The sequence below is a fragment of the Kineococcus gynurae genome (assembly GCF_042433995.1).
Classification (GTDB): Bacteria; Actinomycetota; Actinomycetes; order Actinomycetales; family Kineococcaceae; genus Kineococcus; species Kineococcus gynurae.
Genome location: NZ_JBHLUI010000007.1, coordinates 56,394 through 80,620, shown reverse-complemented (window position 1 = coordinate 80,620; position 24,227 = coordinate 56,394). Strand labels below are relative to the sequence as shown.

Here is a 24,227-nt window from a genome sequence, read left to right as displayed (position 1 = left end):
CCCACCCCGCCGTCCCACCCCGCCGTCCCACCCCGCCGTCCCACCCCGCCGTCCCACCTCGCAGCCCCACCTCGCAGCCCCACCTCGCTCCACCCCGTCCGGCCGACGCCCGCGGCGGACCCCCACTTCGCTCCACCCGACCCGCTCGGACACCCCCGCGGGCGCCTCGCGGACCCCGCAGGGCTCTCCGGACCCCGGATCGGGCCCGGAACGAGGGGGAGGAAGGGGTCTGCGAGGCGAACGGGGTGTGTGGGACAGATGGTGCTCGACCCGGCCCGGATCACCCGAGGGACCACCTGCACGACGCTGACCTGCGGAGATGACTGTCAGTGGGGGTTACGCACCGTGAGCATCGATTGACGGTGGAGCAAAGTGGAGTAACGTGGAGGGCAGCGGCTGAACCGGTCGTGGTGGGACCGTCCGGGGGCGGGGGTGGTGGTCGGTGTTCAAGGGCACCCACACGCCCCGGCTCGACGAGAAGGGCCGCCTGATCCTCCCGGCGAAGTTCCGCGACCAGCTCTCCGAGGGGCTGGTCATCACCAAGGGGCAGGACCGCTGCCTCTACGTCTTCACCACGGAAGAGTTCGAGGCCATGTACGAGGGGATGCGCGCCGCGCCGCTCGGGCTCAAGGCGTCGCGCGACTACACCCGTGTCTTCCTCTCCGCGGCCTCCGACGAGGTGCCCGACAAGCAGGGGCGGTTCACCGTCCCGCCCATGCTGCGGGCCTACGCCGGCCTGGACCGCGACGTGGCCGTGGTGGGGGCCGGTTCCCGGGTCGAGATCTGGGACCTGCAGGTGTGGCAGGGCTACCTCGACGAGGTGGAGCCCGCCTTCGCCGCCCAGGCAGAGGAGGTGCTGCCCGGACTGTTCTGACCCACCCTCACCCTCGACCTGAACTCGAGGGTCGGCCCCTCGGACGCGGCCTCCAGCCGCTCCTCCGGTCCTGACGCCACTTCCCCGGCGCCAGGGACGGACCGGAGCGGATGGGGACCACGACCGAGGGCCCGCGCCCCGGTCGCCCCTTCCTCGCCCCGCCCGCTCCACCCGTCGCCCGCCCGTCGCCTCGCCCGTCCCGCCACCACCGCCCGCGCAGCCGGTGCCCGCTCCCGGAAGGAGACGTCGTGCCCGAGACCCCCGAGCCCTCCGAGCGCACCGACGTCACCCCTGCCCCGACCCCTGCCCCGACCCCTGCCCCGACCCCTGCCCCGACCCCTGCCCCGACCCCTGCCCCGACCCCTGCCCCGACCCCTGCCCCGACCCCGGCGCCGTCCGTGGCGTCCGGAACGTCCGCGGCACCCGCCGGTCCGGACCCTGCCGCGGGCGCAGGCACCCCCGCGGAGCGTCCCGCGCAGGAGCGCCACGTCCCGATCCTGCTCGAGCGCTGCACCGAGGTCCTGGCCCCGTCCCTGGCCCACGAAGGGGCGGTCAGCGTCGACGCCACCCTGGGCATGGGGGGCCACGCCGAGGCGCTCCTGGACCGCTTCCCCCGGCTGCGACTGGTCGGGGTCGACCGCGACCCGCAGGCCCTGGCGCTGGCCGGGACCCGGCTGGCCCGCTTCGGCGAGCGGGTGACGCTCGTCCACGCCGTCTCCGACGACCTCCCGGACGTCCTGGACGACCTCGGCCTCGACGTCGTCGACGCGGTGTTCTTCGACCTCGGGGTCTCCTCGTTGCAGCTCGACGAGGTGGACCGCGGGTTCTCCTACGCCCGCGACGCGCCGCTGGACATGCGCATGGACCAGACCCGCGGCATCACCGCGGCCGACGTCCTCAACACCTATTCCCACGGCGACCTCGCCCGCATCCTGAAGAACTACGGCGAGGAACGCTTCGCCGGCCGGATCGCCTCGGCGATCGTGCGCGAGCGGGAACGCGAGGAGTTCCGTTCCTCGGCCCGGCTCGTGGAACTCGTCCGGGCCAACGTGCCCGCCGCCACGCGGCGCACCGGGGGCAATCCGGCGAAACGGACGTTCCAGGCGTTGCGCATCGAGGTCAACGACGAACTCGCTGTGGTGCAACGGTCTTTGCGTTCCGCATTCTCCCGGCTCGCCCCCTCGGGGCGCTTGGCCGTGCTCACCTTCCACTCCCTCGAGGACCGCATCGCGAAAACCGTGCTGCGCGAACTCAGCACGAGTTCCGCGCCGCCGGACCTGCCGGTCGTCCCCGTCGACGCGCTGCCCCCCGGGGAACTGCTGCTGCGCGGCGGGGTGACGGCCGACGACGTCGAACTCGCCGAGAATCCTCGCGCCGCCTCGGCGCGCCTCCGCGCCGTGCTGCGTCGACCCCTCGATGATTTCGAGGGTCGGAACGGATCACCCGGGTCGCTCCGAGATCCCCGCGGACCGTCGCGGGACCGGGGGAGACGCCGGACCGTCACCGACGGACCCGGTCGCCCCGACGACCCGCACCGCACCAGGAACGACCGAGACCGCCGGACCGGCGGAACCGACGGAAGGACGCAGGGATGAGCCAGCCCCTGATCGCGGCGCGCAACGCGCCGCTGCGAGGGCACCGGGCCCGCCCCGAGGAGGGTGGGGCCGACCGCCCCTCGCTGCGCGTCGTCGCGCCCCCCGCCCGCGTCCGGCTGCGCGTGCCGCTGCCCGTGGCGTGCGTCGTCGCCCTGACGCTGGGCCTGTTCGGGCTGCTGATGACCAACATCGGCATCGCCGGGGACGCCTACCGCATCACCGACCTGCAGGACCGCTCGCAGCACCTGGCCAACTCGCAGCAGGCGGCGGCCGAGGCGCTGGCCGCCGCGGCCGCCCCGGCCGAGCTGGCCAAGCGCGCGGGGGAGCTCGGCATGGTCCCGGCCCCCTCCACCGTGCACCTGGCGGCGGGCGGGACGCTGGGCGAGGCGACCCCGGCCCAGGCCCCCGCGCCCGCGGTCCCCGCCCCGGGGTCCACCGACCCCGCCGACCCCGCCGTCACCGCGGGCACCGGGGCGGCCGCCGCGCAGCCCGGGACCGAGGTCGAGACCGACGCCCCCGCGGGCGACGCGACCGGCACCACCGCGACCGGCCCCACCGCCCCGGACGCCACCGCCGACGCCAACCCTCAGGTCGAGGTCGAGGTCGGCTCCGGCCGCTGAGCGCCGACCCCAGCTCCCCGCCGGGTCGTCCGCGACCCGGACCCGCACCACGAGAGGTCAGCCGTGAGTCCCAGCCGCACGTCCCGAGCCGTCGCCGGCCTGCGCCCCGAGCGCCGGCTGCGGGCCTGGGTCCTCGTGGTGCTGCTCGTCCTGTCGGTCTTCGGGTTCCGACTGGTCCAGCTCCAGGGGGCCGACGCCGCCGACCTCGCCGGGCGGGCGCTGGAGCAGCGGACGCGCGCGGTCCCGCTGTACGCCATGCGCGGCGACATCGTCGACGACAAGGGCGTGCTGCTCGCGACCTCGGTGGAGCGCCGGACGGTCATCGCCTCGCCGGCCGCCATCGCCGGTTTCAACAAGCGGACCGACGGGTCCCCGCGCGACAAGAAGCTCGGCGTCGGTCCCGCGGGCGCGGCGGCGCTCATCGCGCCCCTGCTGAACGTCGACGTCGCCACCCTCACCGCCAAGCTCACCGGGACCGGGCAGTACACGGTCGTCGCCAAGGACGTCACCCCCGAGGTGTGGCAGCAGATCGACGCCCTCGACATCGGCGGGATCGCCTCGGAGCGCACGACCCAGCGCGTCTACCCGGCGGGGGCGTCCACCTCCACCCTCGTGGGGATCCTCGGCACCCCGGAGCAGGAGCAGAAGGCCGGCACGACGATCTACCACGACGTCCCGCTGTCCGGGCTCGAGGCCGCCGAGAACTCCCTGCTGAGCGGGCGAGACGGGTTGGAACGGTACGAGCGCAGCGGTGGAGGGCAGCGGATCCCGCTGGGGGAGAGCGAGACCCAGCCCGCCGTCGACGGTGATGCGCTGCACCTGACGATCGACCGGGACCTGCAGTGGAAGGCCCAGACGGCCATCGAGGCCCAGGTCGAGAAGTCCCAGGCCGAGAGCGGCACCGTCGTCGTCATGGACAAGCACCAGCGGCTGCTGGCGATGGCGTCGGCCCCTAGCCTGGACCCGACCGACACCACCAGCCGCAACCCGCTGGCCCTGCAGAACACGGCCCTCACCCAGGCCTTCGAACCCGGTTCGACGGCCAAGGTCGTGACCCTGGCCGCGGCGCTGGAGGAGGGGCTGGTCACCCCGGCGTCGCCGTTCACGGTCCCCGACGAGATCGACAAGGTCGACCGCACGTTCCACGACAGCCACCCGCACCCGGTGCACCAGCTCACCCTCGCCGGGATCCTGGCCCAGTCCAGCAACGTCGGGACGATCATGGCCGGGGAGAAGCTGAGCCAGCAGCAGCTCTACGACTACCAGCGCCGGTTCGGATTCGGGACGTCCGTCGGGCTGGGCTTCGAGGGGGAGACCGCGGGTCGCGTATGGCCGCCGGACTCCAAGCACTACACCGAGACCACGTACTTCACGTCGATGTTCGGGCAGGGCCTGACCGTCAACGCCGTCCAGGCCGCGTCCGTCTTCGCCACGATCGCCAACGGCGGGGTGCGCACCTCGCCCTCGCTGATCGCCGGCACGTCGGACCCGGAGGGCAACTACACCGCCTCCCCGACCCCGAGCAGCGAACGGGTGGTGAGCACGAAGACCGCCACCGAGCTGCGCCAGATCATGGAGGCGGTCGTCGGCGAGGACGGCACCGCGGCCGCCGCGAACATCCCCGGTTACAAGGTGGCGGGCAAGACCGGGACCGCCGAGCGCGTCGACCCCGAGTGCGGCTGCTACCGGGGCTACACCGCGTCCTTCATCGGGATGGCGCCCTCGGACGACCCCGACCTGATCGTCGCGGTGATCCTGCAGGACCCGAAGAACGGCTACTACGGCGGCTCCACGGCCGGGCCGGTCTTCAAGGACGTCATGACCTACGCCCTGCAGGAGCGCGGCGTGGAGCCCTCCACCGTCCCGCCGGCCGACCTGCCGCTGTTCTGGGGGGCGCAGGCCGGTCCGACCACCTCCTCCGAGGATGCCGGCACGGCGGACGGCACGACGTCCACCGGCGCCCCGACCCCGGCGAGCACCCCCGGCGGCGGGACCCGGTGACCCGCCCCCTGACCCGCCCGCTGACCCGGTCGCTGACCCGAGCCGCGACCCGGCCCGCCCCGCGCGCCGGCACTGCCGGCCCACGCCCGGTCCGTGCCGTCCCCGGACCCGGTCCCGGCCCGTCGGGTACCGGTCGGCGCCGGACGGACGGGTAGCCTCCACCCGTGCCGATGACCGACGGTTCCCTTCCGGACCGGACCGGTGGGCGGCTGCGGCTGGCGGACCTCGCCGCCTCGCTCGCCACCGTCCTGCGCACCGGCGACCCCGGTTCCGCCGCCACCGACCCCGCCGCCGACCCCGCGGCGCGCGAGGTGCTCGGGGCGACCCTGGACTCCCGCCGGGTGGCCCCGGGAGACCTCTACGCCGCGCTGCCGGGGGCCCGCGCCCACGGGGCCGACTTCGCGGCGCAGGCCGCCGCCGCCGGCGCGGTCGCCGCCCTCACCGACCCGACCGGGGCCGAGCGGGTCCTCGCCGCCGGGCTGCCCGCGCTGGTGGTGGACGACCCCCGCGCCGTGCTGGGCGACCTCGCCGCCGCGATCCACGGCCGACCCGGCGACCGGCTGCGCACCGTCGGGGTCACCGGCACCAACGGCAAGACGACCACCGCCTACCTGGTCGAGGCCGTCCTGCGGCACTCCGGGTGGTGCACCGGGCTGCTCGGCACCGTCGAGACCCGGATCGCCGGGGAGCGCGTGGCCAGCGTCCGCACCACGCCCGAGGCGCCCGACCTGCACGCCCTGCTGGCCCGGATGCGCGACGCCGGGGTGCGCGGCTGCGCGCTGGAGGTGTCCAGCCACGCCCTGGCCCAGCACCGCGTCGACGGGCTGGTGGTCGACGTCGCCGTGTTCACCAACCTCAGCCAGGACCACCTGGACTTCCATCCGACGATGGAGGACTACTTCCGGGCCAAGGCCTCGCTGTTCACCCCCGCCCGGGCCCGGCACGGCGTCGTGGCCCTCGACGACGATTGGGGCCGGCGCCTGCTGCACGAGGCCCGTGCCGCCGGGCTGCCGGTCACCGGGGTCCGCACCCAGCCCGGCGCGGGGGACGCCGACTGGACGGTCGACGTGCTCGACGCCGGGCGCGAGGGCTCCACGGTCGAGCTCGTGCCCGCCGACGGGTCGTCCCCGTGGCGGTTGCGCTGCCCGATGCCCGGGTCCTTCAACGTCTCCAACGCGGTGCTGGCCGCCGTGGCCGGGCTCCGCCTCGGCCTCACCCGCGAGCAGGTGGCCGCGGGCCTCGCCCGCGCCGAGGGGGTGCCCGGGCGGATGCAGCTCGTCCCCGCCCCGCCGGCCCTGGCCGGCCGCGCCCCGGTGGTGGTCGTCGACTACGCGCACTCCCCGGACGCCCTGACCCGGGTGCTGACCACGCTGCGGGCGCAGACCCCGGGCCGGCTCGTCGTCGTCCTCGGGGCCGGTGGTGACCGCGACCGCGTCAAGCGCCCGCTGATGGGCGCCGCCGCGGCCGGGCTCGCCGACGTCGTGGTGGTCACCGACGACAACCCGCGCTCGGAGGTCCCCGCCGACATCCGGGCCGCGGTGCTCGCCGGGGCCCGTCCGGCGGCCGGCCCGGGGGTGCGCGTGCTGGAGGTCGCCGACCGGCGCGAGGCCGTCGCGACCGCCCTGGCCGCCGCCCAGGGCCCGGGGGACACCGTGCTGCTGGCCGGCAAGGGCCACGAGAGCGGGCAGGAGACCGCCGGCGTCACCGTCCCCTTCGACGACCGGGAGGTCGCCGCCGAACTGCTGCGCGCGAGCGCACCGAGCACCGGAGGTGCAGCGTGATCCCGCTGACGGCGGCCCAGGTGGCCGCGACGACGGGCGGTCGGGTGGTGTCCGGTCCGCCGGACGTTCTCGCCGACGGCGAGGTCGTCGTGGACTCCCGCCGGGCGGGGCCGGGCGCGGTCTTCGTCGCCCTGCCGGGGGAGCGGGTGGACGGTCACGACCACGCGGGCGCCGCCGTGGCGGCGGGGGCCACCGTGATCCTGGCCGAGCGCGCGGTCGACGTGCCCGCGACGGCGGCCGTCGTCGTCGTCGCCGACGGGGTCGCCGCGCTGGGTGCGCTGGCCGCCTCGGTGCTCGCCGGGCTGGACCCGGTGGTCGTCGGGGTCACCGGGTCGCAGGGCAAGACCACGACCAAGGACCTGCTGGCCGGCCTGCTCGCCCCGCTCGGGCCCGTCGTGGCCCCGCACGGCAACCTCAACAACGAGATCGGGGTGCCCCTGACCGTCCTGCGGGCCGACGCGGGGACCCGGGCGCTGGTCGTCGAGATGGGCGCGCGGGGGGTGGGGCACATCGCCGAGCTCTGCCGCATCGCCCCGCCGCGGGTGGGGGTGGTGCTGGCGGTCGGCAGCGCCCACGCCAGCGAGTTCGGCTCGATCGAGGCGACGGCGCAGGCCAAGGGCGAGCTGGTGGAGGCCCTCGCGCCCGAGGGCCTCGCGGTCCTCAACGCCGACGACCCGCGGGTCGCGGCCATGCGCGGGCGGACCCGGGCCCGGGTGCTGACCTTCGGCCGTTCCCGGCACGCCGACGTGCGCGCCGAGGACGTCCGCCTGGACGAGGAGGCCCGCGCCCGCTTCACCCTGGTCGGGCCGGACGGGGAGCACGGCGAGGTCGCGCTGCGGCTGCACGGCGAGCACCAGGTGGGCAACGCCCTGGCCGCGGCCGCCGTCGCCCTGGGGCTGGACCTCCCGGTGGCGGGCGTGGCCGCGGCGCTGTCCGCGGCCGAGGCCGGCAGCCCCGGACGGATGCAGGTGCTGCGCCGCACTGACGGCATCACGGTCGTCGACGACGCCTACAACGCGAACCCGGAGTCGGTGCGCGCCGCGCTCAAGGCCCTGGTCGGCATGGCGGGCGGGCGACGCACCTGGGCGGTCCTCGGCGAGATGCTCGAGCTCGGTCCGGACTCCCGCGACGAGCACGACGCGATCGGCCGGCTCGCGGTCCGCCTCGACGTCTCCCGCGTCCTGGTGGTCGGAGCCGGGGCCCGCCCGGTGTTCACCGGGGCCGTCATGGAGGGGTCCTGGGGTGAGGAGGCGGCGTTCGTGGCCGACACCGACGCGGCGCTGGACCTGCTGCGGGCCGAGCTGCGGCCCGGGGACGTGGTGCTGGTGAAGAGTTCCCACGGGGCGGGGCTGCACACCCTCGCCGCCGCCCTGCGCACGGCGGAGGTGCCCGCGTGAGGACCGTTCTCGTCGCCGGGGCCGTGGCCCTGGTGCTCTCGCTGTTCGGGACCCCGCTCTACATCCGTTGGCTCGTCCGGCGCGGGTACGGGCAGTTCGTCCGCGACGACGGCCCGACCAGCCACCACACCAAGCGCGGGACCCCGACGATGGGTGGGGCCGTCATCATCCTGGCGACGCTGCTCGCCTACGGTGTCGCGCACCTCGTCCTGTGGCGCACGCCGACCGCCTCCGGCCTGCTCGTGCTGCTGCTGATGACCGGCCTCGGCATCGTGGGCTTCGCCGACGACTTCCTCAAGATCTCCAAGAAGCAGAGCCTGGGGTTGCGGGCCCGCTCGAAACTCGTCGGCCAGGGCATCGTCGGGGTGGTCTTCGCGGTCCTCGCGCTGCAGTTCCCCTCGGCGGACGGGGCCACCCCGGCCTCGACCCAGATCTCGTTCCTGCGCGACACCGCCCTCGACCTCGCGTTCTTCGGCGCGATCGGCGGGACGATCCTGTTCGTGATCTGGGCGCTGCTCATCACCTCCGCGGTGAGCAACGGCGTGAACCTCACCGACGGGTTGGACGGGTTGGCGACCGGGGCCTGCACGATGGTGTTCGCCGCCTACGTCCTCATCGGGACGTTCCAGTCCAACCAGAGCTGCTACTCGCCGCTGACCGCGCTGGAGGCGCGCTGCTACGAGGTCCGCGACCCGCGCGACCTCGCCGTGGTGGCGGCCGCGCTCGTCGGCGCCTGCTTCGGGTTCCTCTGGTGGAACGCGTCCCCGGCCAAGATCTTCATGGGGGACACCGGGTCCCTGGCCCTGGGCGGTGCGCTGGCCGGGCTGGCGATCCTGTCCCGGACGCAGCTGCTGCTCATCATCCTGGGCGGGTTGTTCGTCCTCATCACGCTGTCGGTCATCCTGCAGGTGGGCTCGTTCAAGCTCACCGGGAAACGGGTGTTCCGGATGGCCCCGTTGCAGCACCACTTCGAACTCGCCGGGTGGGGCGAGGTCACCATCGTCATCCGGTTCTGGATCATCGCCGGGCTGTTCGTCTCGGTCGGTCTGGGCATCTTCTACGCGCAATGGGTGGTCGGCAGTTGAGCTGGTTGGGCAATCCCGAACCCCGGGCCGACGACACCGACCGGGTCCGGCAGCTGCGCGACGCGAGCAGCCCCTGGGCGGGCCTGCGCGTCCTCGTCCTCGGGATCGGCGTCTCGGGTTTCGCGGCCGCCGACGCGCTGCTCGAGGCCGACTGCGAGGTCACCGTCCTGGACGCCGCCACCGGTCCGGGGCAGCAGGAGAAGGCGAAACTCCTCGACGTCCTCGGGGCCCGGGTCCTGCTCGGCCCGGAGCACCTCGTCGCGCCGGTGGGCGAGACCGTGCCCGGCGGGTGGGGCGGCCTGGACCTCGTCGTCACCTCGCCCGGGTGGCGCCCGGACACCGCGCTGCTGCGCGCGGCGGGCCTCGCGGGCGTGCCGGTCTGGGGCGACGTCGAGGTGGCCTGGCGGATGCGCCCCGCGCAGGGCGCCGCCCCCTGGTTGACCCTGACCGGGACCAACGGCAAGACGACCACGGTCGAGATGACGGCCGAGATCCTGCGCGCCGACGGGCGTCGGGCGATCGCCTGCGGCAACGTCGGGACGCCCATCGTCGAGGCGCTGCGCCACCCGCACGGCTTCGAGGTGCTGGCCGTGGAGCTCTCCAGCTACCAGCTGCACTGGCTCTCCACCGACACCGAGGCCTCGCTGCGGCCGCTGGCCTCGGCGCTGCTGAACATCGCCCCCGACCACCTGGACTGGCACGGGTCGGCCGACGCCTACGCCGCGGCCAAGGGACGGGTCTACGCGAACACCGAGGTCGCCTGCGTCTACGAGGTGGCCGCCGAGGGGGTCTCGGCGTCGGAGGGCCTGCTGCGCGAGGCCGACGTGGTCGAGGGGGCCCGGGCCATCGGCACCACGCTGGGGACCCCGGCGCCGGGGATGCTCGGACTGGTCGAGGACGTGCTGTGCGACCGCGCCTTCATCGCCGAGCGGCGTTCCAACGCCGCCGAGCTCGCGACCCTGGCCGACCTCTCCGTCGAGGGCGCACCCGTGCCGCCGCACACGGTCGCCAACGCGCTGACCGCGGCCGCGCTGGCCCGCGCCGCCGGGGTCGCCCAGGTCGCGGTGCGCGACGGGCTGCGGGGGTTCGTGCCGGCCCCGCACCGGGTGGCCACCGTGGCCGTGCAGACGGTCGAGGGCGGCGAGGTCCGCTGGGTCGACGACTCCAAGGCCACCAACGCGCACGCCGCGGCCGCCTCGCTGGCCTCCTTCGGCTCCGTCGTCTGGGTCGCGGGCGGGCTGGCCAAGGGCGCCCGGTTCGAGGACCTGGTGGCCGAGCACGGGTCCCGGTTGCGGGCCGCGGTGCTCATCGGCCGCGACCGCGACCTGCTCGCCGAGGCGTTGGCCCGACACGCCCCCGAGGTCCCGGTCGTCCCGGTCGATCTCGCCCAGACTGGCGGGGTGCTGAGCCCCGAGACCCTCATGGACGCGGTGGTCGCCCGCGCGGCGGAGCTGGCCCGCCCCGGTGACACGGTGCTGCTGGCCCCCGCCTGCGCCTCCATGGACCAGTTCGACTCCTACGGGCACCGGGGCGACGCCTTCGCCGCCGCCGTCCGGCGCCACCTGGCGGGCTGATCCGGGTGGCGACCACCTCGCGCCCGGCGCGCAGCGCCCCCTCCGGTCGGGTCCCCGCGGGTCGGGGCACCCGTCCGGGAGCCCGCCCGGGTCCGGACCGGCGGGCCCCGCAGCGTCCGGTCCGGGGCGGGTGGCGGCGCCCGGTCCTGCTGGAGGAGGCCGGCGAGTTCGTCCGGTCCCGGCTGCGCCTGCTCGACTCCCCGCTCGCGACCCACCACGTCCTGCTGGCCACGACCGCCCTGCTGGTGGTCATCGGGCTGGTCATGGTGCTCTCCTCCTCCAGCGTGGAGTCCCTGCGCGAGAGCGGTTCCCTCTACGCGGTCTTCGTCCGCCAGGCCCTGTTCGCGGTGTTCGGCGCGATCGTGCTGGCCGTCTGCATGCGGGTGCCCGCGCGCGGGTGGGCGCGGCTGGCCCTGCCGCTGCTGCTGGCCTCGACGCTGCTGCAGCTGCTCGTCTTCGTCCCGGGCATCGGGTACGAGGTCGGGGGGAACCGGAACTGGATCAACCTGGGTGGGTTGCGCGCCCAGCCCTCGGAGGCGGCCAAGGTCGCCCTCGTGCTGGCCGTGGCCCTCGCCCTGACCCGCCGCCGCGAGCGGTTGCACGAACCCAAGCAGCTGCTCGGGGCCCTGCTCGTGCCCGTCTCGGTGACCATCGGTCTGGTCCTGCTCGGCCGTGACCTCGGGACCGCCATGGTCATGATGGCGATCGTCGCGGGCATGCTCTTCGTCGCCGGGGTCCCGATGCGGTTCTTCGCGGTCGCCGGGGGAGCGGGTCTCGCGCTCGCGGCGGCCCTGGTCGTCTCCAGCCCCAACCGGATGAGCCGGGTGCACGACTGGTTGTTCGGCACGGCCACGACCGCCCACGAGATCCGCGACGTCGCCTGGCAGTCGGTGCAGGGGCAGTACGCGCTCGCCTCCGGCGGGTGGTGGGGGCTCGGGCTCGGGGCCAGCCGCGAGAAGTGGCAGTGGCTGCCCGAGGCCCACAACGACTTCATCTTCGCGATCATCGGCGAGGAGCTCGGGCTGCCCGGGACCCTGGTGATCCTGCTGCTGTTCGGGGTGCTGGCCCTCACGACGCTGCGCCTGGTCCGCCGCTCCGAGGACTTCTTCACCAAGATCGCCGTCGCCGGGATCGGCACCTGGATCCTCGGGCAGGCCTGCCTCAACATCGGCGTCGTCCTCGGCCTGCTCCCGGTGATCGGGGTCCCCTTGCCGTTCATCTCCGCCGGGGGGTCCGCGCTCGTGCTGACCATGATGGCGATGGGCATCCTGCTGTCCTTCGCGCGGGCCGAACCGGGAGCCGCGGAGGCGTTGCGGGCCAAGGAGTCCGTCGTGCAGCGCTCGCTCGCGGTCCTGCCGCACCGCAGCCGTCGCGGGCGGCGCGGGTGAGCGCGGCGCCGGAGCGCGGCCCCGCGGTGCTGCTGGCCGGGGGTGGGACCGCCGGGCACGTCGCCCCGCTGCTGGCCACGGCCGAGCGGCTGCGCGAGGAGCTGCCCGACGTCCGGCTGCTGGTCCTCGGCACCGCCGAGGGGCTGGAGGCCCGACTGGTCCCGGAACGGGGTTTCGAGCTGGCCCTCGTGCCCCGGGTCCCGTTGCCCCGCAAGCCCTCGGTGGACCTGCTGCGGCTGCCCGGCCGGCTGGCCGGGGCGGTGGGCGCGGCCCGGGCGGCCATCCGGCGGATCGAGGCCGACGTCGTCGTCGGGTTCGGCGGTTACGTCGCCACCCCCGCCTACCTGGCCGCGCGCCGGGCCGGCGTCCCCGTCGTGGTGCACGAGCAGAACTCCCTGCCCGGCATCGCCAACCGGGTGGGCGCCCGGTGGGCGCAGCACGTCGCCGTCACCTTCCCCGGGACCCCGCTGCCCCGCGCCGAGCACACCGGCATGCCGTTGCGCCGCGAGATCACCGCGCTCGCGGCGGCTCCGCCGGCCGAGCGCGCCCGCGCCCGTTCCGCGGCCCGGCTCGCCCTGGGGCTGGACCCGGACCGTCCGACGCTGCTCGTCACCGGGGGTTCGCTCGGGGCGCAGCGGCTGAACGAGGTGCTGCCGCAGGCCGCGGCCGAGCTGCTCGCCGCGGGCGGGCAGGTCCTGCACGCCGCCGGACGCGGCAAGGAGGTCCGCCTCGGCGACCTGGCCCACCCCGAGCACTACCAGGTGCGGCCCTACCTCGACGACATGGGCGCCGCCTACGCCGCGGCCGACCTCGTCCTCGGGCGCAGCGGGGCGGGCACCGTCAGCGAGCTCACCGCGCTGGGTCTGCCCGGCGTCTACGTCCCGCTGCCGATCGGCAACGGCGAGCAGGCCCGCAACGCGGCCGCGGTCGTCGAGGCCGGGGGCGGGATGCTCGTCGCCGACGCCGACCTCGACGCGACGATCGTGCGGGAACGGGTCCTGCCGCTGCTGACCGACCCGAGCGCGCTGGGGGCGGCGGCCCGGGCCGCGGCGGCCTTCGGCGTGCACGACGGCGACGCGCGGTTGGTCGCGCTGGTCCGCGACGCCATGGGGGCCCGGTCGTGAGCGGCGAGCGCTTCCAGGTCCGGCTGGACCCGTCCGCGGTCCCCGTGCCGGTGGCCGAGCTCGGGGCCGTGCACCTGCTCGGCATCGGTGGTGTGGGCATGAGCGGGATCGCGCGGTTGCTGATCGGTCGCGGGGTGAGCGTGTCGGGCTCTGACGCGGCCGACTCCGAGACCCTGCACCGGTTGGCCGCGCTCGGGGCCCGGATCGCCGTCGGGCACGACGCGGCCCACGTCGCCGGGCTCGGCCCGGCCGACACCGTCGTCGTGTCCTCGGCGGTGCGTCTGGACAACCCCGAGCTGCGGGCCGCGCAGGCCGCGGGGGTCCGGGTGCTGCACCGGTCGGAGGCCCTGGCCTCGCTCATGGCCGAGCGCTCCGGGGTCGCGGTCGCCGGGACCCACGGCAAGACGACGACGTCGTCGATGCTGGCGGTCGCGCTGACCGAGGCCGGACTGGACCCGTCCTACGCCATCGGCGGGGAGCTGACCGGTGGCGACGACGGGGGCGCGCGCGAGGGCGGTGGGGCGGCCTTCGTGGCCGAGGCCGACGAGTCCGACGGGTCCTTCCGCGCCTACGCGCCGCAGATCGGCATCGTCACCAACGTCGAGCCCGACCACCTCGACCACTACGGCACCGCCGAGGCGGTGGAGCGGGCCTTCGAGGACTTCGTCGCCCGGATCCGGCCGGGCGGCGCGCTGGTCGCCTGCGCCGACGACCCCGGGTCGGCGCGGCTGCTCGCGCACGCCCGCGGGGAGGGCGTCCGCACGCTTGCCTACGGGCGGACCGCCGAGGCCGACCTGCGGGTCCTCGACGTGCGCCCGGGGGTCCACCCGGCGGCCACGCTGCTGCTGCCGGACGGGTCGCGCCACGAGGTCGTCCTGGCCGTCCCGGGGGAGCACAACCTGCTGAACGCGGCCGCGGTCGTCGGGGCCGGGCTGGAGCTCGGCGCCGACCCGGCCCGGCTGGTGGTCGGGGTGGGGCGCTTCGGGGGAGCGCGGCGCCGGTTCGAGAGCAAGGGCGAGGCGGGCGGGGTCCGCGTGGTCGACGACTACGCCCACCACCCGACCGAGGTCGAGGCGCTGCTGCGCGCCGCACGCCCGGTGGCGGGGGAGGGGCGCCTCGTCGTCGTCTTCCAGCCGCACCTGGTGAGCCGGACCCGGGCCTTCGCGGCCGAGTTCGCCCGCGCGCTCGGCCGGGCCGACGTCGTCGCCGTCCTCGACGTCTACGTGGCCCGCGAGGACCCGGACCCGGCCGTCACCGGGGCGCTCGTCGCCGACGCCGTCGACCTGCCCCCGGGGCGGGTCGTCTTCCTGCCCGACCGCGCCTCGGCGGTGCCCGAGCTGGTGGCGCGGCTGCAGCCCGGCGACCTGCTGCTGACGGTCGGCGCCGGGGACGTCACGCGCCTCGGGCCCGAGGTCCTGGCCGCCCTCCGGGCCGCCGAGGACGCCCGGTGAGCCGACCCACCCCGCCGCGCCGACCCGACCCGACCGGTCCCGTCCCCTCCCCGACGCCGGCCCCCGAGCGGCGCGGCGAGGCCCACCCCGGCGCTCATCCCGGCTCCCACCCCGGCGCTCATCCCGGCTCCCACCCCGGGGCCCGCGGGGACGACCGCCCGGCCCGCCCGCCGCGACCCCGTCCGCCCGCCTCCCCGGACGCCTCCGGCGTGGCCACGGCGCGCGCCGCGCGTCCGGCCGTCACGCGCCGTCCGGGGCCCCGTCGCCCGGGACCGGAGCGCATCGCCGACCTCGCCGTGGTGCGGGCCTCGCGCCGCTGGCACCCCGGTCGCCGGACCCTGCTCGGCGCGCTGGCGGTCCTGCTGCTGCTGGGCGCCGCGGGCTGGTTGCTGCTGGCCTCGCCCTTCCTGCGCGTCGAGACGGTCCGTGTCGAGGGCACCCGCCTGACCGACCCCGCCCAGGTGCAGCGGCTGGCCGAGGCGGCGCTGGGCCGACCGATGCTGACCGCCGGGTCGGGCGAGGGCGAGCGGGAGGTGGAGGCCCTGCCGTTCGTGGCGTCGGTGTCGGTGCAACGGCACTGGCCCCACGAGCTGATCGTGCGGGTCGAGGAACGCGTCGGGGTCGCGGCCGTCCCGGCCGCCTCGGGCGGGGTCGACCTGGTCGACGCGAGCGGGGTCGTCCGGCTGCACGCCGAGACCCCGCCGCCCGGGGTCCCCCTGCTCGGGGTCGACGTCGCCCGGGCCGGGGTGGGGGCCCTGGAGGCCGCGCGGCAGGTGAACGCCGCGCTGCCCCCCGACCTGCGCGCCCGGGTCGCCGAGATCACCGCGTCCTCGCCCGACGACGTCCGGCTGCGGCTCGCGGAGGGTCCCGAGGTCGTCTGGGGCGGGGCGGACCGCCCGGAGCGCAAGGTCGAGGTCCTCCAGCGGCTGCTCGCCGACCCCGACGTGGCCGGGGCCGAGCGCATCGACGTGTCGGCGCCCGACGCCCCCGCGGTCGCGGGCTGATCGTCCTCACCCTCCCGGTCGGGACCGACCGCCCTCCGGGTGCGGTCGGGCCGCCGACGGTCCCGACTGTCATGACCAGAAAGTGACGATGCGGTGGCTCTACGTAGGAATCCTCCGCCGGATGCGTGACTCGCCGACATGCTCGGCGACACGCCGAGGCGTCAGTTGCACCGGCCCGCGTGCGGTCCCTACGGTCAGCGACCAACAGATGAATGACATAACGTTAACCCTCTAGTTGAGGGTGAGCGTTGCACTGCAAGAGAGGCGAGAGGCACTCGACGTGGCAGCTCCGCAGAACTACCTAGCGGTCATCAAGGTCGTCGGCGTCGGCGGCGGCGGGGTGAACGCGGTCAACCGGATGATCGAGGTCGGCCTCAAGGGCGTCGAGTTCATCGCCGTCAACACCGACGCCCAGGCGCTCCTCATGAGCGACGCCGACGTCAAGCTCGACGTCGGGCGCGAGCTCACCCGCGGTCTCGGCGCGGGCGCCGACCCCGAGGTGGGCCGCAAGGCCGCCGAGGACCACGCCGAGGAGATCGAGGAGGTCCTCAAGGGGGCCGACATGGTCTTCGTCACCGCCGGCGAGGGCGGCGGCACCGGCACGGGCGGCGCCCCCGTGGTGGCCCGCATCGCCCGCTCGCTGGGCGCGCTGACCATCGGCGTGGTCACCCGACCGTTCACCTTCGAGGGCCGCCGTCGCGCGAACTCCGCCGAGTCCGGCATCTCCGAGCTGCGCGACGAGGTCGACACCCTCATCGTCATCCCCAACGACCGGTTGCTGTCCATCTCGGACAAGCAGGTCAGCATCCTCGACGCCTTCCGCAGCGCCGACCAGGTCCTGCTCTCCGGTGTCCAGGGCATCACCGACCTGATCACCACCCCGGGTCTCATCAACCTCGACTTCGCCGACGTCAAGTCGGTCATGCAGGGTGCGGGGTCCGCGCTCATGGGGATCGGCTCCTCGCGCGGGGACGACCGGGCGATCCAGGCGGCCGAGGCCGCGATCAGCTCCCCGCTGCTGGAGGCCAGCATCGACGGGGCGCACGGCGTGCTGCTGTCCATCCAGGGCGGTTCCGACCTCGGCCTGTACGAGATCAACGAGGCGGCGCGACTGGTCCAGGAGGCGGCGCACCCCGAGGCGAACATCATCTTCGGTGCGGTCATCGACGACGCCCTCGGCGACGAGGTGCGCGTCACGGTCATCGCCGCCGGTTTCGACTCCGGTGCCCCCACCCGTCGTCGCGACGAGCGCGCGCTGGGCCAGGTCTCCGGCCGTCCCCAGGGCAGCGCGGTCCCGCCCGCCCGCCCGACCGCGGGCTCCCGCCCCGCCGCCGGGGAGCGCGAGCAGCAGTTCACGCCCAGCCCGGCCCCCGCGCCGCGCTGGACCCCCCCGGCCCCGGCGCCCACGGCCCACCCGCAGCCGAGCGCCTACCCGCAGCAGCCGGAGCCGCAGCCCGTGGCCGCCCAGCCGGCGCCGGAGCCCGAGCCGGAGCCCGTGCACGTGCCCCGGGTCGTCGAGCTGCCGCAGGACCAGGCCGGGTCCCGTCGCCCCGGCCGTCCCGCCCCCGAGGACGAGCTGGACGTGCCCGACTTCCTGAAGTGAGCACCGGGTCCGTCCCCGACCTCGTGGACGCCGGCCTCCCGGCCGGCGTCCACGGGGGTTTCACCACCCGGACGTCGGTCTCGACCCGCCCGGGCGGTCCCGCGTGGGCCGGGTTCAACCTGGGCGACCACGTCGGGGACGACCCGGAGCGGGTCGCGGCCCACCGCGAGGCCCTGCGGGGTGCGCTGGGGGCCGACGCCCTGGTCATCCCCCGGCAGGTGCACGGGGCCGGGGTCGTCGACGTCGACCGCCTCGACCAGGTGGCGCAGGGGCCCCTCTCCGAGGGACCGGCCCCCGAGGGCGACGCCCTGGTCTGCACCACCCCCGGGGTCGCGATCGGGATCCTCGTCGCGGACTGCGTGCCCGTGCTGCTGGCCGATCCGCAGGCCGGTGTCGTCGGGGTCGCCCACGCCGGTCGGCCGGGGCTGGTCGCCGGGGTCGTCCCGGCCACCGTCGCCGCCCTGCGCGAGCGCGGGGCGCGGGCGATCCGGGCCGTGCTCGGCCCCGCCATCTGCGGGGCCTGCTACGAGGTGCCCCCCGCGATGGCCGAGGAGGTGGCCGCGGTCGCCCCCGCCGCCCGGGCCCGGACCGGGTGGGGGACCACCGGTGTCGACGTGGCCGCCGGGGTGCTGGCCCAGCTGGCCGAGCTCGGCGTGCCCGCCCGGCGCGTGGCGCGCTGCACCGCCGAGGACGACGACCTCTACTCCTACCGCCGCTCCGGGGTGACCGGTCGCACGGGCGGCTTCCTCGTGCTGGAGGCCCCATGAGTCCCGACACCCCGGTCGCCCCGGGGTCGCGCCGGACGGAGCTCGCCGCCGCCCTGACCGCGGTGCGCACGCGGCTGACGGAGGCCGCCCGCGCCGTCGGTCGCGACCCGTCGACGCTGACCCTGGTCGTCGTCAGCAAGTTCTTCCCGGCCGCCGACGCCCTGACGTTGCTGGACCTGGGGGAGCGCGACCTCGGGGAGAGCCGCGACCAGGAGGCGGCGGCCAAGGCGGCCGCGGTGAGCGCCCAGCTCGGGACGGGTGCGTCCACGGGACCACCCTCGGACCCGCCCCGTTGGCACTTCATCGGTCAGCTGCAGACCAACAAGGTGCGCTCGGTGCTCGGCTACGCCTCGGCGGTGCACTCCGTCGACCGGCTCAAGCTCGCCCACGCCCTGCACCGGGCGGGGGAGGCGCGCCTCGCCGAGGGAGGAGCCGTCCTCGACTGCTTCGTGCAGGTCGACCTCGAGGCGGCCCTGGCCGGCAGCGCCGCCGGGCGCGCGGCGCTGGGGCCCCGCGACCCCTCCGCGCCGCGCGGGGGGGTGGCCCCCGACGCGCTCGAGGAGCTGACCGACGCCGTCGCCGGCTCCCCGGCGCTGCGGCTGCGGGGGCTGATGGCCGTGGCCCCGCGCGGCGTCGACCCCGGCGCGGCGTTCGCGGAGCTGGCCGGACTGGCCGCGAGGGTGCGGGCCGCGCACCCCGGGGCCGACGCCCTGTCGGCGGGGATGAGCGGGGACCTGGAGGCCGCGGTGGCGGCCGGGGCGACACACCTGCGTGTCGGCGCCGCCATCCTCGGTCCGCGTCCACCCGCGCGATAGCGTCCCACCGAACCGTACGACCCGTCCGGCGACCGTCCGCGGTCGTGCCGCTCGAGACCCACCCTCGGTCCCGCTCTACCAGGAGGAGCACCCATGGCCGGCGCGCTGCGCAACGCGATGGTCTACCTCGGCCTCGCCGAGGACGACCGCTACGCCGAGGACGTCGAGCCGGAGTCGCCGCGGCGCGCCGAACCGGCTCGGGCCGACCGGATCCCCGACGCCCGGCCCGAGGTGCGGGTCGAGTCGCGCCACGACGCCCGGCACGAGTCGCGGGTCGAGGCCCCGGTCGCCGAGCGACGAGCAGAATCCACGGGTCAGGTGACCCCGATCAGGAGGCAGGTGGCCCACGTGGTGGCGCAGTCCAGCGGCCCCGAGCTGCACCGGATCACGACGATCCACCCCCGCACCTACAACGAGGCCAAGACGATCGGCGAGAGCTTCCGCGAGGGCGTCCCGGTCATCATGAACCTCACCGACATGGGCGACAGCGACGCCAAGCGCCTGGTCGACTTCTCGGCCGGGTTGGTCTTCGGCCTGCACGGCTCGATCGAGCGCGTGACCAACAAGGTCTTCCTGCTCTCGCCCGCCAACGTCGAGGTGGCCTCGCAGGAGGAGGAGCGTCCGCCGGAGCGGACCTTCTTCAACCAGTCCTGAGGGCTCCCCGCCCGGCGCTCCTCGACGCCGACCGGCCCTGACGCGTCCCCGTCCCCCCCCTGCCCGGGGCCGGGGACGTCGTCGTCGCGGGGGCCGTCGCGGGGGTGGCCGGCGGGCCCCGGCCGTGGGGGTGGACCGCGCGTGCTGCTCAGCTCCCGCACGGCCGGCTCCTGGGAAGGGATGACAGGATGGAGACGTGTCCGCGGTCTTCGGCCTCCTGGCCTTCCTCGTCCTGATCTTCTTCCTGGCCCTGATCGGTCGGCTCGTCCTGGACTGGGTGCAGATGCTGGCCCGCGAGTGGCGGCCCCGCGGTCCGGTCCTGGTCCTCGCCGAGGGCGTCTACACGGTCACCGACCCGCCCCTGAAGGCCCTGCGCCGCCTCATCCCGCCCCTCCGGCTGGGGGCGATCCAGCTCGACCTGGCCTTCATCGTGCTGTTCCTGCTGTCCTCGATCCTCCTCTCGACCTTCCAGGGGCTCGCGGCCTCGGCCCGCTGACCGGGGCGGGGACCGCCCCGATCGCAGCAGGTGGTGAGGGGTCGAGCACCCTCGGTCAGGGATCACGCGGGGTGCGGGCCGGATGGCTGCGAGTCCCCCGGGTCACCCACATGGATGGGCTACGGTGGCGCGACAATCGCGGGTCCGCCGGTCGGGTCCGCCCACCCCACTCCGCACAGAGGTGTGAACCGATGACCCTGACCCCCGAGGACGTCGTCAACAAGCGCTTCAACCCCACCCGCGTCCGCGAGGGCTACGCCCAGGACGAGGTCGACGACTTCCTGGACGAGGTCGTCGCCGAGCTGCGCCGGCTGAACGCGGAGAACGCCGAGCTGCGCGACCGCCTGGAGCAGGGCGGCCCGTCCGCCGCGCCCGCGGCCGCCGCGCCCGCGCCCGTCGAGCTGGAGAAGCCGGCTACCGCCGCGCCCGCGCCGGCGGCCTCCGAGACCGCCCCGGCCGAGCAGGCCGCCGGGATCATCGCCCTGGCCCAGCAGCTGCACGACCAGTACGTCCACGACGGCGAGTCCCAGCGCGACGCCCTGGTGGCCTCGGCCCGGACCGAGGCCGAGCGGCTGGTCGGCGAGGCGGAGACCGCCCGTGACCGGACCCTGGGCGAGCTGGACTCGCGACGCATGTCGCTGGAGGAGTCCATCGAGAACCTGCGCGGCCGCGAGGCCGACTACCGCGAGCAGCTCGAGCGCGTGATGACCGAGGCGCTCGCCCAGCTCCGTCGCTCCCCGCACGTGGTGAAGGACGACGCCGTCGCCCGCTGACCCCGGGAGTAACTTGGCGTTTCCGCTTGCTCACCCATAGTCATCTTCCCTACGGTGACCCCACGCAACAGCGTGTTGCGTCTGGGGCTGGGTAGATGCGAGGGGCGATGACGCAGACGGTGACGCAGACCGTGACGCAGACGGTGACGCAGGCGGCGGACGAAGCGGCGGTCCGCGCGACGACGCGCAACGGTCCGGTGGCGGCCGGGCGGGCCCCGAGCGGGGCCGCCCGGCGCTCGGCCGCGGTCCGCGTGGTCGAGGTCCCCGAGGCGGGCGCCACCCCGGTCGCGGTGGCGTCGGCCCCGACGGACGTACCCGTCCGGGCCGGGGAGGACGCCTGGAGCGCGGCCGAGCTGCAGGAGGTCGCGGCGGAGCTGCACGCCGAGGTCACCCGGCTCACCGACGAGCTCGACGAGGCCGCCAGCTCCTTCTCGCGCCTGGTGTCCTCGGGCGGGGAGGGTGCCGGGGACGACCAGGTCGACCACGGCGCCGCCACCGCGGGCCGAGAGCACGAGATGACGATCGCGCAGAACGCCCGGGACCTGCTGGAGCAGTCCCAGCGCGCCCTGGTGCGCCTGGCCTCCGGGGCCTACGGGGTGTGCGAGACGTGCACGGGCCCGATCGGGAAGGCCCGGCTGCAGGCCTTCCCGCGGGTCACGCTCTGCGTCGGGTGCAAGGCCCGCACCGAGCGCCGCTAAGTTCCGCCCCGGCCCCGGCCCGCACCGATCCCGACCCACCCGGGCGGCGGCGCCCCCGGGTGGGCCCGGCCGGTCAGGTGCCGGGCCGGTCGGGTGCCGGGCGGGTCGGGTGCCGGGCCGGTCGGGTGCCGGGCCGACGGGGAGGGGCGATCGTCGTGGGAGACTCGGCCCTGCCATGACCGAGACCTCCCCGCCCCAGCCCCCCGCGCGCGAGCCGGACCCCGAGACGCCGCCCGCCCGGCGGACGTGGTTGTTCTTCGCGGTCGCCGCGGTCCTCTACGCCGCCGACCAGCTCACCAAGGTCGCGGCCGTGGCCTCCCTCGAGCCGGGGGTGCCCTACCCGGTGCTGGGCGAGATCGTGCAGCTGCGGCTGATCCGCAACCCGGGTGCGGCCTTCAGCTTCGCCACCGGGATGACCTGGATCTTCACCATCATCGCGACGGTCGTGGTCGTCGTCGTCATCCGCGTCTCCCGCCGCCTGCGCAGCCGGGCCTGGGCGGTGGCGCTGGGCCTGCTGCTGGCCGGGGCGCTGGGCAACCTGACCGACCGGTTCCTGCGTCAGCCCGGGTTCGCCCGGGGGCACGTGGTCGACTTCGTGCAGCTGCCCCACTGGCCCATCTTCAACGTGGCCGACTCCTGCATCTGCGCCGCCGCCGTCCTGGTGGCGGTCCTCGCCTTCCGCAACGTCGGGCTCGACGGCCGCCCGGTGCCGAGCACCCCGCGCCGGGCCCGTCCGGCCCGCGGGGGTGGGCGTCGTGGCTGAGCAGCGCAGTCTCCCCGTCCCCGACGGGCTCGCGGGTGAGCGGGTCGACGCGGCCCTGAGCCGCCTGCTCGGGCTGTCCCGCACCCGGATCGCCGAGCTCGCCGCCGACGGCCACGTCGTCTGCGACGGCCGCACGCTCGGCAAGTCCGACCGGTTGCCCGCCGGGGCCTGGCTCGAGGTGCAGCTGCCCGACCCGCCCTCGGCGCCGCAGGTGGTGGCCGAGGTCGTCGACGGGCTGCGCATCGTGCACGACGACGACGACCTCGTGGTCGTCGACAAACCGGTCGGGGTCGCCGCGCACCCGAGCCCGGGCTGGACGGGGCCGACGGTCGTCGGTGGCCTGGCCGGGGCGGGCTACCGGATCTCGACGTCGGGAGCCGCCGAGCGGCAGGGCGTCGTGCACCGGCTCGACGTCGGCACCTCCGGGCTCATGGTCGTGGCCAAGAGCGAGCACGCCTACGCGGTGCTCAAGCGCGCGTTTAAGGAGCGCACGGTCGAGAAGGTCTACCACGCGCTCGTGCAGGGCCACCCGGACCCGTTGCGCGGCACGATCGACGCCCCCATCGGCCGGCACCCCTCGGGCGCCTACAAGTTCGCGGTGACCGCCGACGGCAAGCCCAGCGTCACCCACTACGAGGTGCTGGAGGCCTTCCGGGCCGCGGCCCTGGCCGAGATCCACCTCGAGACCGGGCGCACCCACCAGATCCGGGTCCACTTCGCCGCCCTGCGCCACCCGTGCGTCGGCGACCTGACCTACGGGGCCGACCCGACGCTCGCGGCCCGCCTCGGGATGACCCGGCAGTGGTTGCACGCGGTGCGGCTCGGCTTCGAGCACCCGGCCACGGGGCTCCCGGTCGAGTTCGCCAGCACCTATCCCGCCGACCTGGCCACCGCCCTGCAACGACTGGCCGACTGACCCATTCGCCCCACCCGCCCCACCGCCCCACCCGCCCCACCACCCTCCCGTGATCAAGGAATCCCGGGACGGGTCGGGGCGGCGAGGGGCCGGGTGGAGTCCGACGTGGGGTCCGACGTGGGACGCCCTAGATTCCTCCCATGGCCAGCGTGCTCTCGGTGAACCTCGCGGTGGAACGACCGATCGCCGCCAAGCAGGGGACCTCCGGCATCGACAAGCGGCCCACGGCCGAGGCGGTCCGCGTGCGGGCGCCGGGGCCCAAGGGTCGCGGGGGCAGCGGGCTGGTGGGCGACCACATCTCCGACACCGCCAACCACGGTGGCGACGACCAGGCCGTCTACGCCTACGCCCGCGAGGACCTCGACGGCTGGGCCCGCGAGCTCGGTCGGGAGCTCACGAACGGCAACTTCGGCGAGAACCTGACCACCCTCGGCGTCGACGTCTCCGGCGCGGTGGTGGGCGAGGTCTGGACGCTGCGCAGCCCCGGTCCGACGGGCGTGGACGACGAGGTGGTCCTGCAGGTCAGCTGCCCGCGCATCCCGTGCGGCACCTTCGCGGTCTTCCTGGGCGAGAAGCGCTGGGTGCCGCGGTTCAGCGCCGCCCGCACGCCCGGGGCCTACCTGCGCGTCCTGTCCGGCGGGACCCTGCGCGCGGGCGCCGACATCGAGGTCGGCCCGCCCCCGGCGCACGGGGTCAGCATCGCCACCGCCTTCGCCGCCCTGACCACCGAGCCCGGGCTGCTGCCCCGCCTGGCCGAGGTCGAGGAGCTGCCCGCGGCCGACCTCGCCGACATCCGGGCCGCCCTCGCCCGTCGCTGAGCGCACGGCCGCCGGGCGCACCGCCGAGGC

22 protein-coding genes are annotated in these 24,227 nt (G+C 75.8%); all 22 read left to right on the top strand.

The annotated features are described in order from the left end of the window. Positions 1 to 442: 442 nt before the first annotated feature. Positions 443 to 874, top strand: coding sequence for a division/cell wall cluster transcriptional repressor MraZ (gene mraZ / locus ACFFKU_RS06330; RefSeq protein ID WP_380136569.1), 432 nt, complete (start codon positions 443 to 445; stop codon positions 872 to 874). Positions 875 to 1,122: 248 nt separating this feature from the next. Beyond that, positions 1,123 to 2,469 (top strand): 16S rRNA (cytosine(1402)-N(4))-methyltransferase RsmH, encoded by a 1,347-nt coding sequence (gene rsmH / locus ACFFKU_RS06325; protein WP_380136568.1) that lies wholly within the window; start codon positions 1,123 to 1,125, stop codon positions 2,467 to 2,469. Continuing rightward, positions 2,466 to 3,089 carry a cell division protein FtsL gene (gene ftsL / locus ACFFKU_RS06320; RefSeq protein ID WP_380136566.1) on the top strand — a complete coding sequence of 208 codons (624 nt, stop codon included), beginning with the start codon at positions 2,466 to 2,468 and terminating at the stop codon, positions 3,087 to 3,089. Before rsmH ends, ftsL begins: the two co-directional genes overlap by 4 nt. A gap of 63 nt (positions 3,090 to 3,152) precedes the next feature. Beyond that, on the top strand, positions 3,153 to 5,090 hold the full coding sequence (locus ACFFKU_RS06315) for a peptidoglycan D,D-transpeptidase FtsI family protein (protein WP_380136565.1): 1,938 nt from the start codon (positions 3,153 to 3,155) through the stop codon (positions 5,088 to 5,090). Positions 5,091 to 5,260: 170 nt separating this feature from the next. Further along, complete coding sequence (locus tag ACFFKU_RS06310) at positions 5,261 to 6,871, top strand: UDP-N-acetylmuramoyl-L-alanyl-D-glutamate--2,6-diaminopimelate ligase (RefSeq protein ID WP_380136581.1); 1,611 nt, start codon at positions 5,261 to 5,263, stop codon at positions 6,869 to 6,871. Continuing rightward, positions 6,868 to 8,268, top strand: a complete 1,401-nt coding sequence (locus ACFFKU_RS06305) for a UDP-N-acetylmuramoyl-tripeptide--D-alanyl-D-alanine ligase (RefSeq protein ID WP_380136564.1) — start codon at positions 6,868 to 6,870, stop codon at positions 8,266 to 8,268. The genes ACFFKU_RS06310 and ACFFKU_RS06305 overlap by 4 nt, the downstream gene beginning before the upstream one ends. After that, positions 8,265 to 9,353: a phospho-N-acetylmuramoyl-pentapeptide-transferase gene (gene mraY, locus ACFFKU_RS06300; protein WP_380136563.1), complete on the top strand. Its 1,089-nt coding sequence runs from the start codon at positions 8,265 to 8,267 to the stop codon at positions 9,351 to 9,353. The genes ACFFKU_RS06305 and mraY overlap by 4 nt, the downstream gene beginning before the upstream one ends. Then, positions 9,335 to 10,927: a UDP-N-acetylmuramoyl-L-alanine--D-glutamate ligase gene (gene murD / locus ACFFKU_RS06295; RefSeq protein WP_380136562.1), complete on the top strand. Its 1,593-nt coding sequence runs from the start codon at positions 9,335 to 9,337 to the stop codon at positions 10,925 to 10,927. Before mraY ends, murD begins: the two co-directional genes overlap by 19 nt. A gap of 5 nt (positions 10,928 to 10,932) precedes the next feature. Continuing rightward, the gene (gene ftsW, locus ACFFKU_RS06290) at positions 10,933 to 12,315 is read left to right on the top strand and encodes a putative lipid II flippase FtsW (protein WP_380136560.1); all 1,383 of its coding nucleotides are present in this window, start codon (positions 10,933 to 10,935) and stop codon (positions 12,313 to 12,315) included. Further along, on the top strand, positions 12,312 to 13,439 hold the full coding sequence (gene murG, locus ACFFKU_RS06285) for an undecaprenyldiphospho-muramoylpentapeptide beta-N-acetylglucosaminyltransferase (RefSeq protein WP_380136558.1): 1,128 nt from the start codon (positions 12,312 to 12,314) through the stop codon (positions 13,437 to 13,439). The genes ftsW and murG overlap by 4 nt, the downstream gene beginning before the upstream one ends. Before the next feature lie 98 nt (positions 13,440 to 13,537). Next, positions 13,538 to 14,890: a UDP-N-acetylmuramate--L-alanine ligase gene (gene murC / locus ACFFKU_RS06280; protein WP_380136579.1), complete on the top strand. Its 1,353-nt coding sequence runs from the start codon at positions 13,538 to 13,540 to the stop codon at positions 14,888 to 14,890. Beyond that, positions 14,887 to 15,894 carry a cell division protein FtsQ/DivIB gene (locus ACFFKU_RS06275; RefSeq protein ID WP_380136556.1) on the top strand — a complete coding sequence of 336 codons (1,008 nt, stop codon included), beginning with the start codon at positions 14,887 to 14,889 and terminating at the stop codon, positions 15,892 to 15,894. The genes murC and ACFFKU_RS06275 overlap by 4 nt, the downstream gene beginning before the upstream one ends. Positions 15,895 to 16,174: 280 nt before the next feature. Beyond that, a complete protein-coding gene (ftsZ, locus tag ACFFKU_RS06270) occupies positions 16,175 to 17,497 on the top strand; it encodes a cell division protein FtsZ (RefSeq protein WP_380136554.1) in 1,323 nt (440 codons plus the stop codon). Further along, entirely contained in the window at positions 17,494 to 18,264 is a 771-nt protein-coding gene (gene pgeF / locus ACFFKU_RS06265) for a peptidoglycan editing factor PgeF (RefSeq protein ID WP_380136553.1), read from the top strand. Before ftsZ ends, pgeF begins: the two co-directional genes overlap by 4 nt. After that, the gene (locus ACFFKU_RS06260; RefSeq protein WP_380136551.1) at positions 18,261 to 19,079 is read left to right on the top strand and encodes a YggS family pyridoxal phosphate enzyme; all 819 of its coding nucleotides are present in this window, start codon (positions 18,261 to 18,263) and stop codon (positions 19,077 to 19,079) included. The genes pgeF and ACFFKU_RS06260 overlap by 4 nt, the downstream gene beginning before the upstream one ends. 93 nt (positions 19,080 to 19,172) lie before the next feature. Continuing rightward, positions 19,173 to 19,733: a cell division protein SepF gene (locus tag ACFFKU_RS06255; RefSeq protein WP_380136550.1), complete on the top strand. Its 561-nt coding sequence runs from the start codon at positions 19,173 to 19,175 to the stop codon at positions 19,731 to 19,733. Positions 19,734 to 19,929: 196 nt separating this feature from the next. Next, entirely contained in the window at positions 19,930 to 20,229 is a 300-nt protein-coding gene (locus tag ACFFKU_RS06250; protein ID WP_380136549.1) for a YggT family protein, read from the top strand. Between the two features lie 191 nt (positions 20,230 to 20,420). Further along, positions 20,421 to 21,002: a DivIVA domain-containing protein gene (locus tag ACFFKU_RS06245; RefSeq protein WP_380136547.1), complete on the top strand. Its 582-nt coding sequence runs from the start codon at positions 20,421 to 20,423 to the stop codon at positions 21,000 to 21,002. 107 nt (positions 21,003 to 21,109) lie between these two features. Continuing rightward, on the top strand, positions 21,110 to 21,700 hold the full coding sequence (locus ACFFKU_RS06240; RefSeq protein WP_380136545.1) for a TraR/DksA family transcriptional regulator: 591 nt from the start codon (positions 21,110 to 21,112) through the stop codon (positions 21,698 to 21,700). Positions 21,701 to 21,875: 175 nt separating this feature from the next. Next, on the top strand, positions 21,876 to 22,463 hold the full coding sequence (gene lspA / locus ACFFKU_RS06235; RefSeq protein WP_380136544.1) for a signal peptidase II: 588 nt from the start codon (positions 21,876 to 21,878) through the stop codon (positions 22,461 to 22,463). Continuing rightward, positions 22,456 to 23,379 carry an RluA family pseudouridine synthase gene (locus tag ACFFKU_RS06230; protein ID WP_380136543.1) on the top strand — a complete coding sequence of 308 codons (924 nt, stop codon included), beginning with the start codon at positions 22,456 to 22,458 and terminating at the stop codon, positions 23,377 to 23,379. Before lspA ends, ACFFKU_RS06230 begins: the two co-directional genes overlap by 8 nt. 140 nt (positions 23,380 to 23,519) lie before the next feature. Beyond that, on the top strand, positions 23,520 to 24,197 hold the full coding sequence (locus ACFFKU_RS06225) for an MOSC domain-containing protein (protein ID WP_380136541.1): 678 nt from the start codon (positions 23,520 to 23,522) through the stop codon (positions 24,195 to 24,197). The last annotated feature ends 30 nt before the right edge of the window (positions 24,198 to 24,227 follow it).

Bases quoted from the DNA above. Each gene is read 5' to 3' on its own strand.
- ftsL (WP_380136566.1), top strand. From the start codon at position 2,466: ATGAGCCAGCCCCTGATCGCGGCGCGCAACGCGCCGCTGCGAGGGCAC.
- ACFFKU_RS06310 (WP_380136581.1), top strand. From the start codon at position 5,261: ATGACCGACGGTTCCCTTCCGGACCGGACCGGTGGGCGGCTGCGGCTG.
- murD (WP_380136562.1), top strand. From the start codon at position 9,335: ATGGGTGGTCGGCAGTTGAGCTGGTTGGGCAATCCCGAACCCCGGGCC.
- murC (WP_380136579.1), top strand. From the start codon at position 13,538: ATGAGCGGGATCGCGCGGTTGCTGATCGGTCGCGGGGTGAGCGTGTCG.
- ACFFKU_RS06260 (WP_380136551.1), top strand. From the start codon at position 18,261: ATGAGTCCCGACACCCCGGTCGCCCCGGGGTCGCGCCGGACGGAGCTC.
- ACFFKU_RS06255 (WP_380136550.1), top strand. From the start codon at position 19,173: ATGGCCGGCGCGCTGCGCAACGCGATGGTCTACCTCGGCCTCGCCGAG.
- ACFFKU_RS06245 (WP_380136547.1), top strand. From the start codon at position 20,421: ATGACCCTGACCCCCGAGGACGTCGTCAACAAGCGCTTCAACCCCACC.
- ACFFKU_RS06240 (WP_380136545.1), top strand. From the start codon at position 21,110: ATGACGCAGACGGTGACGCAGACCGTGACGCAGACGGTGACGCAGGCG.
- lspA (WP_380136544.1), top strand. From the start codon at position 21,876: ATGACCGAGACCTCCCCGCCCCAGCCCCCCGCGCGCGAGCCGGACCCC.
- ACFFKU_RS06225 (WP_380136541.1), top strand. From the start codon at position 23,520: ATGGCCAGCGTGCTCTCGGTGAACCTCGCGGTGGAACGACCGATCGCC.